Raw genomic sequence first — 13,162 nt, 5'->3', positions numbered from 1 at the left:
TCATCAGAATATGAAAGCTACAACCAATCTACCGATACACGACGTTATCATTTGCGGAGCAGGGCCTGTGGGCCTGTTCCTTGCTTGCGAACTGGCCTTAGCCAAATGCTCGGTGCTCATTCTTGAAAAGGCAGAAAAACCGCATTTGCCGTTAAAGCGGCTTCCTTTCGGGATACGCGGGCTATCGGCGCCCACCATCGAAGCACTTCACCGCCGCGGGCTGCTCGAAGAACTGGAAATTCATAAGAAACTCAAAAACCCGCACATGAGCGGAACGCCGCAGCAAGGTCCGCAACGCCAGGCGGGACATTTTGCGGGCATTCCATTTCTCGAAGGCAATGTCGACACCTCGCAATGGAAATATCGCCTGCCCGGCTCCCCGGAAGCCAGTTTAATATCCGAGATAGACGAGCTCGAAACAATCCTGACACGTCGAGCAAAAGCGTTGAACGTAGAAATCAGACGCGGGCTTCCGGTTACCGATGTCCATCAAAACGAAGAAGGAGTAACAGTTTGGTCGGGTAAACAATCATTTGAAGGTAAATGGCTTGTCGGCTGCGACGGAAGCCGCAGCATCGTACGCAAAATGGGCGGTTTCGAATTCGCCGGTACCGAACCGGAATTCACCGGCTATACGACCTTGCTCGATATTACCGACCCCGAAAAACTTCCCCCCGGTCGCAATGTGACATCCGCAGGTATGTACATGCAATCGCAGCCAGGTTATGTGCTCATCCAGGATTTTGATGGCGGTGCATTCCACGATACCGGAAAGCCAGTCACCCGCGACCACATTCAGGAAGTTTTACGCCGCATTTCAAATACCGATGTAACAATTAATGCGCTGCATGTCGCTACCACCTGGACGGACCGCGCCCGCCAGGCCACAGGTTATCGCAACGGGCGAATCCTCTTAGCGGGTGATGCCGCGCATATTCATTCGCCATTGGGCGGCCAGGGGCTCAACCTCGGGCTGGGCGATGCCATAAACCTCGGCTGGAAGCTCGCCGCTACCATTCAAAACCTTGCATCGGATGGCCTGCTGAACAGTTACCAAACCGAACGCCACCCGATTGCCGCACAGGTTCTGGATTGGTCGCGCGCTCAGGTTGCCATCATGCGACCAACCCCGCACGCAAAAGCACTACACGCGATTTTCCGCGACCTGTTGAACACCCGCGACGGCGCCACTTACATTGCCGGCCGGGTTTGGGGTATTCACACGCATTACGATCTCGGCGGCGGTCATCCTGTTACAGGCCGCAGCGTTCCCAATTTCGAGTTCGACAACGGGACCAAAATTGGTGAGCTAATGCACGACGGCCAAATGATACTGCTCGATTTCACCGGAAATACATCCCTGAAAGCACTGAAAAATGATTTCAACGGCCGGATCAAATACATTTCGGGTGATGTGAAGGACCGGCCGGAACTAAGCGCCGTATTGATACGCCCGGACGGGATCGTAGCCTGGGCTTCCGACAGCACATTTGACTGCGACGAGCATTTGACTCGTATTCTTCGTAGTTATTGGAATGTTCCGGCACAATGATTTGTTCCGTTTTGTACAATTGCCGATCGTTTGCCAAGCCTACATTTGCACATGCGGAGGCGAAAGATAACTCCTCAAATATGCAAATGGCTCCCTAAATACATATCCACATGGAATTCCGACATTTCCAACCCGCCAAAGTCCTCGCCCCCTACATCCGGCATTACTATGTCTTCGAGTCTGCGGGCAATGCAGTATATGAAGATACCGTGTTTCCAAGCGGCGATATGGAGATCATTTTTAATCTGGGGGAAGGAATCTGGGAATCTTTTCGGGAAGATGGTTTTCAAAACAATCCGGCTATTGAACTCTGGGGCCAGATCACCCGGCCCTTGCAAATCCGGTCATCGGGCGCGCATTTGATGCTGGGCGTGCGCTTTTTTACGCATGCTACTTCTTTTTTGCTGGACGATGAGATCGCGATTTTCAACGACCAGGTTTCCGATCTGACAGATGTAATGGGAGCGGGCATCCGGCATCTGCATGGCACATTACAGGAGGCGCCTTCGGTTACCGCCAGGATTGCCTTGCTCGATGAGTTTTTCACCAGCAGATTAATGCGCGCTTCCGGCCGCCAGGAACGATTGGACAGAGTGGCCCATATTCTGACCAGTATCACAAAAGATGCGACGGAAAACAATATAGGCCGGATAGCCGGAACATTCGGTATCACAACCCGGTATCTGCACAAACTGGTTTACCAGCACACCGGCCTTTCTCCAAAGTCATTCGACAAGATCCACCGTTTCAAAACCAGCCTTAAACTGATCGGGGAGAATAAAATGCCTCTTACATCCATTGCCTATGACGCGGGGTATTTTGATCAGTCCCATTTTATCAGAGATTTCAAATCATTCACAGGACTCACTCCGTCGGCTTATCTAAGCAACCTTTCGGCGGTAAATCAAATGCTGATCGATTAAAAACAAGTCTGTTCCGGTTTGTACAATTCCCGGCGCCACAGCTGAAATACCTTTGTAACATCAATTCATCAAAACAAAGGAAAATTCAGATTATGAGCACTTTCGAAACATTCTCGCAGCTTCATCAACAAACAGAACCATTTTTACTCGGCAACATTTGGGATGTCAACAGCGCGCACATTTTCGAGGCCGCGGGCTACAAGGCCATCGGTACTTCGAGCCACGCGCTGGCCGCCGCATTCGGATATGACGATGGCGAAAATCTCCCGTTCGATACGCTTCTGCGCGTGGCAAAACGAGTGGTTGCAACGGTCAAAATTCCTTTCACCGTCGATATGGAAGGCGGATACAGCGACACGGCAGCGGGGATTATCGAGCATATCAAAATGCTTCACGAAGCGGGCGTCGCCGGCATTAACCTCGAAGATACCCGCGCCAAACCGTCGCGCAGGTTCCGCCCCGTCGACGAGTTCAAACAGCTGCTGACCGAGATTGCGGACGGATTGGAACAGAAAAACATTAAAATGTTTCTCAACGTGAGAACCGATGCATTCTTGCTGGGCCTCCCCAATGCACTCGATGAAACGATCAGCCGTATTAACATTTACGAAAACACGGGTATCCACGGGATTTTCGTACCGGGCGTGGCACGCGCCGAGGATATCAACACCATCACACGCGAGACGATCCTGCCCGTCAATGTGATGTGCGTGCCTGCATTACCAGACTTCAATTCATTGAAATCACTGAATGTCAAAAGGATTAGCATGGGCCCATTTCTCTTCAACAAGATATCAGCACAAACCGGCACGCTGGCGAAGAATATAATTGAAGTACAAAATTTCGCCCCTCTGTTTTCCTAGCATCGCGCGATTTGCATTGATTACAAAACCAAAAACTGAAAAAGTCTAGTTTCGAAAACATTTCAATCGAAATTCAAATTTATTCTACAACATTTTTCACAAAACGGCCAAAGGGGTCTTTCTTTTCGGGTTGATTTAATTTATATTTGAAGTTTCCCAAATCGAAAGATCCCTGCTGATTTACGGGAGGGCTTCTTCGGCATCAACACGAATCTTAGCCAACGATATACTAATGAAAGTTTCTCCCTCAGAGCCGTTTAAAATTGTATATTCAATTCTTAACCATGAGTATCTGGGGTACATCTTCGAAGCCTTTGCCGTTCAGCTTACCAGCCAGGGCGAATTTTCGTTTCAGGTCCAGAATATTTCTTCCAAAAACATCAAAGAGTTTCGCTCCGGGCTGGATACCAGGGACTTCGAGCTCGTCAAGTTAATCGACGATATCCAGCAAGACGCTGTTCTCAAAAAATACAATCCCAAGAAACTGAATGCGGTCGATTTTTTTCTAAAAGTTTATGACGCACAAAAAGGCGACAAGGCGATTCAGGAAACGATCGCCGGGTACCTTGAAAGCTGTAAATCGCGCATTCTTGACAGGCTCGCGGGAAAGGACATTTTCATCATGGGTAACGACGGTAACCCGCTGTGGAAACCTGTGACCTGGGAGCCTGAAAAAGCGACGATACGCTTCCATTTTATCCGGAATGAAGACAATACCCACTATTTCCCGACGATCAGGCACAAAATGCAGAAACTGGAATTCCAGTACAAAAACGCATTCCTGATCTGCGAAGATCCGGCCTGGCTCGTTCTCGACGGGTACCTTTACCATTTCGAGGGTAATGTGGATGGTAAAAAGATCAAACCTTTTCTCGCGAAAAAATTCATTGCGATCCCCGGGCAGGTCGAGGAACAATATTATGGGCGCTTTGTGGCGCCACTAATCGCATCATATGACGTGGTGGCGCGCGGTTTTGAGATCAGGAATGTGTCATCGGTACCCAAAACAATTCTTACGATTTCAGAATATTCAGCCCATCCGAAAAAATCACCTGTGCTTTTTCAGGACAATGAGGATGTGGAAGTGCTGGAAGAGGAGGACAATGACGTGACATTCGAACTTTCGTTTCAATATGCCGGCTTTTCCTTCCATTACGACAGTTTTGCGCATGCGTCGAGCGTGCATATGGAGAAGAAGGGCAATGATTATTTCTTCAACAAGGTTAAAAGAAATATCGAGATCGAGGGCCAGCACGTGCGGATTTTAAAGGATATAGGCCTGAATATCCGCAACGGCAAAGTTCAGATGCCCAAATCGGAAGCATTTGGATGGTTGCAAAGCAATGCAATTGCATTGGCCGACCATGGTATTGCGGTAAGGCAAAATACGGCGGACACCAAACGTTATTTCCTCGGTTATTCATCACTCGATATTTCGATTCAGGAAGGCCGCGACTGGTTTGATATTCATGCGAAAGTGTTGTTTGGAGAGTTTGAAATACCCTTTATCCAGCTCCGCAACTACATTTTAAACCGCAAGAAGGAGTTTCTGCTGCCTAATGGTGAAATAGCGGTAATTCCCGAATGGTGGTTCACCAAATACTCCGAGTTCTTTTCATTTACTGAAAACAGCCACGACGACGACGATCAGCTGCGCTTGCGAATGCATCATCTCGCATTGGTTCAGGAGCTGAAAGAGGATAATCTGGCCACCGCGGTAATCAGCAACAAGCTCGAAAACCTACGGAGTTTCCAGCATATCGAACCTGCGGAATCTCCGGTAAATTTTCAGGGATTGTTGCGCCCTTACCAGAAAACGGGTTACGACTGGCTGCGGTTTTTGAAACAATACAGATTTGGGGGCTGCCTGGCCGATGATATGGGTTTGGGGAAAACGGTGCAGACCCTCGCAATGCTGCAAGCGGAGAAAGAAGGTGGCGCCGACCGCCCGTCGATCCTCATCATGCCGACGTCCCTGCTCTACAACTGGCAGCTCGAAGCAAGTAAGTTCACGCCCGACATGCGCGTGCTCCTCTATACGGGCACGAACCGCGAGAAAGATACGGCCCAGTTTGACAACTACGATCTGGTTTTGACCTCCTACGGCATTATCAGGCTTGACATTGATATTGTGGAGGATTACCGCTTTAACTACGTGATCCTCGACGAGTCACAGGCTATTAAAAACCCGTCGTCGATCATTACCAAGGCCGTAAGAAGGCTCAATTCGGCACACAGACTGGTTTTAACAGGTACGCCAATCGAAAACAATACCCTCGACCTCTGGTCTCAAATGTCTTTTGTAAACCCAGGATTACTGGGCAGTCAGACGTTTTTCAGGGATGAATTCCAGATCCCGATCGAGAAAAAAGGAGACGAGGAAAAGACCAAACGCCTCAATAACCTGATCAAACCATTTATTCTCAGGAGATTAAAATCACAAGTCGCAACGGACCTCCCCGAAAAAGTGGAAAGTATTCAATACTGCGATATGTCCGACGAACAGGAGAAAGCATACGAGGAAGCGAAAGCCTATTACCGGAACCTGATTCTGCAAAGTATTGATTCTGAGGGGATTTCAAAATCGCAGCTGGTGGTCTTGCAGGGCCTGACCAGGCTCCGTCAGCTGGCCAACCATCCCGTCATGGTCGACCCTGAGTATACACATGATTCGGGCAAGTTCGAAGATGTGCTTTACAAGCTGCAAACCGTTATGAGCGAGGACCATAAAATATTGATTTTCAGTCAATATATTAAACATCTTGATCTTTTCAGGCATTACCTCGACGGAAAGGAGATCAACTATGCCTACCTCGACGGCGCGACGCGCGACCGCCAGGAGCAGGTTGAATCGTTTCAAAATGACGAGAATATCAAGATTTTCCTCATCTCCCTCAAAGCCGGTGGACTTGGCCTCAATCTGACCGCCGCCGACTACGTTTTCATCCTCGATCCGTGGTGGAACCCGGCCATTGAAGCGCAGGCCGTCGATCGGGCGCACCGCATTGGCCAGGATCGGACGGTGTTTACTTACAAGTTTATCACCAAAAATTCCGTGGAAGAAAAGATTCTCGCATTGCAGCGCTCGAAGAAGCAGCTGGCAGATGATTTGATTTCGAGTGAAGAAGGATTTATCAAGTCGCTGACGCGGGAGGATGTTTTGAATTTGTTGTCGTAAAACGAATGTCACCCTGAGCGGAGTCGAAGGGTAAATGCATCTCGCAAATACCCTTCGACTCCGCTCAGGGTGACAGTAACGTTATCCCCGAACAAATATTAGTTCAACATCAAGCTTCCGTCGCAGCAGCGGCGGCCTCACGGCTGATCAGCGCTTCACGGTCAGGGCCGGTTGAAATAAACGTAATAGGCAGATTCAATTCCGCTTCCAGGAACTTCACATAGGCATTCAGTTCTGCGGGAATCGCGTCGAAATCGCGGACACCGTCGAGGGAAGTCTTCCAGCCTTTGAAATCCTTATAAACCGGCTCAACAGCCTCGTCGCAAAGGTCGTAAGGCAATTGGTCGGTCAATGTACCATCCGTGAGGCGGTAATGCGTACACACTTTAATGTTATCGAAAATGGTCAGAACGTCCACTTTCATCATAATCAGCTGGGTTACGCCGTTGATCATGATCGCGTATTTCAATGCAGGCAGGTCAAGCCAGCCGGTACGGCGTGGGCGACCGGTGGTAGCACCGAATTCACGGCCTTCTTTGCGAATCTCCTCGCCTACTTCGTCATTCAACTCCGTAGGGAACGGACCGCTACCAACACGTGTGCAGTAAGCTTTGAAAATACCAAAAACTTCGCCAATCTGACGAGGAGCGATGCCCAATCCGGTCGAAGCGCCGGCCGTCATGGTAGTAGAGCTCGTTACGAATGGGTACGAGCCGAAATCGATGTCGAGCAATGAACCTTGCGCACCTTCTGCAAGCACGGTTTTGCCTTGTGCCAATGCGTCGTTCACTACATATTCACTATTCACCATGGTGAATTGCTTCATAAATTCAACCGCATCGAAAAATTTCTCTTCTGCCGCAGGCAAAGTCTCAGAATAGTCGAATGAATAGAAATCAAGAATAACTTTATGTGCATCGACGAGTTTCTTGTACTTGGCCGCAAAATTGGGAGAAAGGATATCTCCTACGCGCAAGCCGAGGCGTGCTACCTTGTCTTGATATGCAGGGCCGATACCGCGCAAAGTTGAGCCGATCTTGGAATCACCTTTCGAACGCTCGTAGGCAGCGTCGAGCAGCGCATGGGTAGGAAGGATCAGGGAGGCTTTTTTAGAAACAAACAGATTACTGATCAGGTCGAGGTTATATTTCGCCAGACCTTCAATTTCTCTCTTGAACACAACCGGATCGAGCACGACGCCGTTACCGATGATATTCTGGATATCGCTGCGGAAAATTCCCGACGGGATCTGGTGCAGCACATGTTTGATACCGTCAAACTCCAATGTGTGTCCGGCATTAGGCCCACCCTGAAAACGGGCTACAACCTGGTAGCGTGGCGCCAGGACATCCACAATTTTTCCTTTTCCCTCGTCTCCCCATTGAAGACCAAGTAGTACGTCAACTTTCATTCAAATATTGGATTACTGAAACTTAATATGGTGTAAGTGGCCCGGCAATGCGTGCATTACCGGGCCTGATCGTGATAATTATCTGTCTTCGTAAACTGCGGACTCGCGCGGCGCCTCGGCGCGGTTCTGGCAATTTTCCTTGTTGCAGTTTCCGTAGAAAATAAGCGAGTGGTGCATTACGCTGAAATTCAGCATCTCCCCTACCATGTTCTGGATCGATTGGATGCGCGGATCGCAGAACTCCATTACTTTATGACAATCTGTACAAATCAGGTGGTCGTGCTGCTTGTTACCGTACGACTTCTCAAATTGCGCGAGGTTTTTGCCAAACTGATGTTTGGTAACCAGGTCACAATCCACCAGAACGTCCAGCGTGTTGTAGACGGTCGCCCGGCTCACCCTGTAACGCTTGTTCTTCATGCTGATATACAGTTCATCTACATCGAAATGATCCTCCCTGGTATAAATTTCTTCGAGTATCGCAAAGCGCTCGGGCGTTTTACGAAGTCCCTTGTTTTCCAGGTAAGCCGTTAATATTTTCTTAGCGGCCTCGAAATTTGGTTTGCTGGCTTGTGGCATATCTCTGATATTCTTGCGCGAAAATACGCTTTTTTACTTAAATCACTCTCACATTCGCAAGCATAGTCTTGCTACCTCATTAATTACCAATCCAATAACACTGTGGCGCGGCAATCGTTCAATAAGGTTATTTCTCGCTCAGATTGGTATCGAAACGCTGGACATTGTAGACGCCCTCGACCTGCTCCAGTTTATTAATCAGGATATCCAAGTGCCTGGTATCCTGCACGTAAAGCTTGATATCCCCATTAAAAACACCATCCTTGGTATCGATCGTCAACCCGCGCATATTGATATGCAGCTCATTCGAAATGATTCGCGTCACATCGTTTACCAAACCTACACGATCGGTACCCGAGAGGTACAACCCCGCGAGGAACGCCTCGTCCTTACCCGACCATTTGGCCTTGATAATGCGGTTGCCGTGCTTCGACATCAGTTCGGCTGCATTCGGGCAGGTGGTGCGGTGAATTTTAATGCCCTCGTTGATCGTGACAAACCCAAAAACGTCGTCGCCCGCGATCGGGTTACAGCATTGCGCGAGTTTGTAATCGATCTTGTCCATGTCGTCCCCTATCAGCAACGTGTCGCTGTCTGCACGGTCGCCGTGGATTTGTTTCAGGTATTTGGTCAGTGCCTTGCCGTCGGTGCCGGTGGCTGGTGCGGCGTTACTGCCTGCGCCGTTTTCTGCTGCTTTCTTGTCTTTCGCATCACGGTCCCGCTTGAATCTTTTCAGGTCATCAATCGGGATGTAGCCCTTACCTATGCGGTAAAAGAAATCCGTAGTAGTTTTACATTCAAAAAATGCCCTGAGTTGGTTCATTACCTCCGCGGTAGCTTCCATCCCGAGTATTTTCAGCTTTTTCTCCACAAACTGGCGGCCGTCCGTTTCATACCGGCGGTTTTCTTCTTTCAGAAAATCCTTAATCCGCGCCCTCGCTTTGGAAGTTACGACGATGCGCAGCCAGTCCTCATTGGGCTTCTGCTTGCTGGAAGTAATGATTTCGATCTGATCACCATTGTTCAGAACATAGCTGATCGGCACGAGGATACCGCCTACTTTCGCTGCCATACAATGCGCACCAACTTCGGAGTGGATGTCGAATGCAAAGTCCAGCGCTGTTGAACCCGCCTGCAATACCTTCAGCTCGCCTTTTGGGGTAAACACAAAAACCTCTTCATTAAAGAGATTGCTCCTGAACTCGTCGAGAAACTCGATAGCAGCCGTTTTATCCCCGAAACCATTTTCCAGAGTCTCGCGCACCTGCGTGATCCATTGCTCGATATTACCTTTGACTTTTGTATCGTTTCCTTTGTACTTCCAGTGCGCCGCATAGCCTTTCTCCGCGATCTCGTCCATGCGCGAGGTACGGATTTGCACCTCCACCCATTGCCCGCTCTTGCTCATTACGGTCGAGTGCAGCGACTGGTACCCGTTCGCCCGTGGCGTGCTCAGGAAGTCCTTCAACCGGTCGGGGTTGGGCTTGTAATGGTCGGTAACAATGGAATATGCCTGCCAGCAGATTGCCTTTTCGCGGTCGCTCTCCGGCGGCGATTCGAGTACGATCCGGATGGCAAACAGGTCATAAATTTCCTCGAAGGGCTTGTTTTGCTTCCGCATCTTGTTCCAGATCGAATAAATCGATTTGGGACGGCCTTTGAGGATAAAATTCAACCCCGCCGATTCCAGGTCCTGGGCGATCGGCTCCATAAACTTCGAAATGAAGCGGTCACGGAGGTTTTTCGTCTCGCGCAGCTTTCTTGCAATGGCCCGGTATTCCTGCGGCTCGGTGTATTTCAAATAGAGCTCTTCCAGCTCCGATTTAATACTGTACAACCCGAGCCGGTGCGCCAGCGGGGCGTATATGAATATCGTTTCCGATGCGATCTTAAGCTGCTTGTCGCGCGGCATACTGTCGAGCGTCCGCATATTATGCAGACGGTCGGCGAGCTTTACGAGAATTACCCGTACGTCGTCCGAGAGCGTGAGCAGCATTTTCCGGAAGTTCTCGGCCTGCTGCGACGAGCCGTATTCGAAACGGCCTGAAATTTTGGTCAGCCCGTCGATAATCTTCGCCACTTTCTTACCAAACAGCCGCTCGATGTCGTCGATACCCATGTCGGTATCTTCCACGACATCGTGCAGCAATGCGGCCACGATACCGGTGGTACCCAGTCCGATTTCCTCGACCACGATTTGCGCCACCGCGAGCGGGTGGTAAATATATGGCTCTCCCGATCGCCGGCGCATGTCCTTATGCGCATCGACGGAAGTATAAAAGGCTTTTTTGATTAATTTAGCATCATTGTCCTTCAAAAAAGGTTTGGCTGTTCTTAAAAGCCGGCGGTATTTTTTGAGGATATCCTTACGCTCCTGTTCCAGGTCAATGTTGAGGGATTCAACCAGTTGCTCCACTGCTATATTCTAATTGGTATGCTTCACCAAAATAACAAATTTTAGCGACATTTTTCAACACGCTTTTACCCAAAGATAAAATTTTGGAAAAAGTTTGGAAGTTTTTAAAAAATAGGAATACCTTTGCACTCCCAATTCGACGATCGAGTTGAAAACGGGGAATAAGTGAGCGGGCGTGGCGGAACTGGTAGACGTGCTAGACTTAGGATCTAGTGCCGCAAGGCGTGGGGGTTCGATTCCCTCCGCCCGTACGAAATACAAGGGAATGACGGGGCGTCAGATTCCTGTTTTGTCTGGGAAATGAGTTGCTCCGTAGTATTGAAACCCGTCAAATGCCCTCAGGACTTCGTTTTGAGGGCATTTTTGTTTTTTTCTGTTCAAATGTAACAAAGGTATTTACCAATAGCTTAGCGACACATGGAAGTTTTGTTAGAAAAGAGTTCGCCGACCTTAGCCTCTCTGAAAGTAACGTTGACCAAGGAAGATTATCAGCCAAAAGTTGATAAAACGATCAAGGATTATTCGAAACGCGTGAACCTGAAAGGATTTCGTCCCGGCAAAGTACCATCCCATGTTATCCAACGCATGTATGGTAAAAGCATTCTGGTTGACGAGGTGAACAACATCCTCAGCAACGCAGTAAGCAGCTATATCCGCGAAAATAAATTGCAGGTTGTAGGTGATCCTGTACCTGATCGCGACAAAGCGGCAGAAGTAAACTGGGATACCCCCAGCGCGTTCGAATTCAGCTACGACCTTGGTATCGCTTCCGATTTCGAAGCAAACCTTGCCGAGCTGCCCGCTGTTAAACGCTATACTATTAATGTTGACGATAACGAACTGACGAAGACTCTCGACAGCCTTCGCGAACGTTTCGCCGACAGCATCCACCCTGAGGTGAGCGAAGCCGGTGATATGATTTTCGGTGAGCTGAAACAAGACGCTACCGAGTTCACAACCCGCACCGCCATTCCTACCAAGCAGGTGAAGGAAGAAGCTGCCGCGAAGTTCATCGGTGTAAAAAAAGGTGATGTGATCACTTTTGACATTAAAGATACTTTTACCGACGAGTCGGCTATCGCCCACGTAACTGGTAAGAAAAAAGAAGATATCGCAGATGTTTCAGGCGAATTCGTTCTAACAGTAGAAGACGTAACGCGCTCAGCGCCTGCGACTTTGAATCAGGAATTTTTCGATAAAGTACTAGGACCGGGACAAGTTGAAAACGAAGAGCAGTTCAACGAAAAGGTTCTTGAAATTATCAAAGGCAACTACGAGCGCGAAACCGAAGCATTGCTGCGCCGCGATATCGAGACTGCGTTGCTGGATTCAATTTCAATCGAATTGCCTGAGGAATTCCTCAAAAACTGGTTGGAGCGTTCCAACGAAGGCAAATTTACCCGCGAGCAGATCGACGAGCAATTCAGCGATTTCGCGAAATCTTTGAAACTGAGCCTGATCAAAAACAAGATCGCCGACAAATCGGAAGTTAAAGTTGAATACCCTGAAATTCTGGCATTTACCCGTGAAATGGTGAAAGGACAGTTTGGTATCTACGGTGACGACGAATCGATGAGAGAAACGATCGATCGCGTGGCACAAGGTTACCTTGCCGACAAAGAACGTGACAACTATACGAGCGTATTCAACCAGGTGTTCGACAACAAGGTTCTCGAAGTTATCCGTGGCCAGGTAAGCACCGACGAGCAGACTGTTGAGGTTAGCGAATTCGAGAAACTGGCGAAAGGCGAAGTAGAAGCTGAGGCCTAGTTTTCAGAAAATATAAAAAGCATTTTTTTCACCGTCCCGGGCAACCGGGCGGTGTTTTTTATTTAAAACCAATGCGCTCGCGCTCCTCTCCGATCTGACGCACAATACCGTCACCGAACAGCTGCCGGAATTTCATCTTCCATTGATCCAGCTCATTCTGCAACCGGCGGTTCTCGGCTAGTATGCGGGTGTTCTCCTGCCGGAGCCATTCGGTTTCCGACATCGATACGTCAATACCGAGCAGTTCGGGCATTGGCACGTCGAGCAGCTTGGCCACATTCTCCAACCTTGAAACGGAAAGCTCGGTGCGGCCGCGCTCAATGTCTCCGTAGGCTGTTGTAGACAGGCCGAGCATGTCTGCCATATTTTCCTGCGAAAGGCCTTTTTGTAGCCTTATCTGTCTTATTTTCTCTGATAAATTGGATGTCACGTTCATAATGTCCGATTATAATGCGTGGTATAACGTTTTT

At 49.0% G+C, this 13,162-nt stretch carries 9 protein-coding genes and 1 tRNA gene; 6 read left to right on the top strand and 4 right to left on the bottom strand.

The genetic code is table 11. The annotated features are described in order from the left end of the window. Positions 1–10: 10 nt before the first annotated feature. The 4 genes from ACTJJJ_RS13105 (at position 11) to ACTJJJ_RS13090 (ending at position 6,516) form a co-directional block, all read left to right on the top strand. On the top strand, positions 11–1,552 hold the full coding sequence (locus ACTJJJ_RS13105) for an FAD-dependent monooxygenase (RefSeq protein WP_440702015.1): 1,542 nt from the start codon (positions 11–13) through the stop codon (positions 1,550–1,552). Between the two features lie 110 nt (positions 1,553–1,662). After that, positions 1,663–2,475, top strand: a complete 813-nt coding sequence (locus ACTJJJ_RS13100) for a helix-turn-helix domain-containing protein (RefSeq protein ID WP_440702014.1) — start codon at positions 1,663–1,665, stop codon at positions 2,473–2,475. A gap of 92 nt (positions 2,476–2,567) precedes the next feature. After that, the gene (locus ACTJJJ_RS13095) at positions 2,568–3,338 is read left to right on the top strand and encodes an isocitrate lyase/PEP mutase family protein (protein ID WP_440702013.1); all 771 of its coding nucleotides are present in this window, start codon (positions 2,568–2,570) and stop codon (positions 3,336–3,338) included. A 232-nt stretch (positions 3,339–3,570) separates the two neighbouring features. Beyond that, positions 3,571–6,516 carry a DEAD/DEAH box helicase gene (locus ACTJJJ_RS13090; RefSeq protein WP_188934506.1) on the top strand — a complete coding sequence of 982 codons (2,946 nt, stop codon included), beginning with the start codon at positions 3,571–3,573 and terminating at the stop codon, positions 6,514–6,516. A gap of 109 nt (positions 6,517–6,625) precedes the next feature. On the opposite strand, the gene ACTJJJ_RS13085 is transcribed toward ACTJJJ_RS13090, so the two are convergent. The 3 genes from ACTJJJ_RS13085 to ACTJJJ_RS13075 all read right to left on the bottom strand — a co-directional run bounded on the left by ACTJJJ_RS13085 (position 6,626) and on the right by ACTJJJ_RS13075 (position 10,922). Continuing rightward, positions 6,626–7,927: an adenylosuccinate synthase gene (locus ACTJJJ_RS13085; RefSeq protein ID WP_188934508.1), complete on the bottom strand. Its 1,302-nt coding sequence runs from the start codon at positions 7,925–7,927 to the stop codon at positions 6,626–6,628. A 78-nt stretch (positions 7,928–8,005) separates the two neighbouring features. Further along, positions 8,006–8,506, bottom strand: a complete 501-nt coding sequence (locus ACTJJJ_RS13080) for a Fur family transcriptional regulator (protein WP_188934510.1) — start codon at positions 8,504–8,506, stop codon at positions 8,006–8,008. A 127-nt stretch (positions 8,507–8,633) separates the two neighbouring features. Further along, positions 8,634–10,922 (bottom strand): RelA/SpoT family protein, encoded by a 2,289-nt coding sequence (locus ACTJJJ_RS13075; protein ID WP_188934512.1) that lies wholly within the window; start codon positions 10,920–10,922, stop codon positions 8,634–8,636. Positions 10,923–11,091: 169 nt separating this feature from the next. On the opposite strand from ACTJJJ_RS13075, the gene ACTJJJ_RS13070 reads away from it, so the two are divergent. Next, positions 11,092–11,173: transfer RNA gene (locus tag ACTJJJ_RS13070), tRNA-Leu, on the top strand. Positions 11,174–11,339: 166 nt separating this feature from the next. Then, positions 11,340–12,692 (top strand): trigger factor, encoded by a 1,353-nt coding sequence (gene tig, locus ACTJJJ_RS13065; RefSeq protein ID WP_188934514.1) that lies wholly within the window; start codon positions 11,340–11,342, stop codon positions 12,690–12,692. A 58-nt stretch (positions 12,693–12,750) separates the two neighbouring features. On the opposite strand, the gene ACTJJJ_RS13060 is transcribed toward tig, so the two are convergent. Then, the gene (locus ACTJJJ_RS13060) at positions 12,751–13,128 is read right to left on the bottom strand and encodes a helix-turn-helix domain-containing protein (RefSeq protein ID WP_426292910.1); all 378 of its coding nucleotides are present in this window, start codon (positions 13,126–13,128) and stop codon (positions 12,751–12,753) included. Positions 13,129–13,162 lie beyond the last annotated feature (34 nt).

The sequence above is a fragment of the Dyadobacter sp. 22481 genome, assembly GCF_052044875.1.
GTDB classification, from domain to species: Bacteria; Bacteroidota; Bacteroidia; order Cytophagales; family Spirosomataceae; genus Dyadobacter; species Dyadobacter endophyticus.
The sequence above is the reverse complement of the archived record's forward strand: the minus strand, read 5'-3'. Positions and strand labels throughout refer to the sequence as shown.

What these genes read in the sequence shown, in the direction of transcription:
- ACTJJJ_RS13105 (WP_440702015.1), top strand. Translation starts at nt 11, where the DNA reads ATGAAAGCTACAACCAATCTACCGATACACGACGTTATCATTTGCGGA.
- ACTJJJ_RS13100 (WP_440702014.1), top strand. Translation starts at nt 1,663, where the DNA reads ATGGAATTCCGACATTTCCAACCCGCCAAAGTCCTCGCCCCCTACATC.
- ACTJJJ_RS13095 (WP_440702013.1), top strand. Translation starts at nt 2,568, where the DNA reads ATGAGCACTTTCGAAACATTCTCGCAGCTTCATCAACAAACAGAACCA.
- ACTJJJ_RS13090 (WP_188934506.1), top strand. Translation starts at nt 3,571, where the DNA reads ATGAAAGTTTCTCCCTCAGAGCCGTTTAAAATTGTATATTCAATTCTT.
- ACTJJJ_RS13085 (WP_188934508.1), bottom strand. Translation starts at nt 7,927, where the DNA reads ATGAAAGTTGACGTACTACTTGGTCTTCAATGGGGAGACGAGGGAAAA.
- ACTJJJ_RS13080 (WP_188934510.1), bottom strand. Translation starts at nt 8,506, where the DNA reads ATGCCACAAGCCAGCAAACCAAATTTCGAGGCCGCTAAGAAAATATTA.
- tig (WP_188934514.1), top strand. Translation starts at nt 11,340, where the DNA reads ATGGAAGTTTTGTTAGAAAAGAGTTCGCCGACCTTAGCCTCTCTGAAA.
- ACTJJJ_RS13060 (WP_426292910.1), bottom strand. Translation starts at nt 13,128, where the DNA reads ATGAACGTGACATCCAATTTATCAGAGAAAATAAGACAGATAAGGCTA.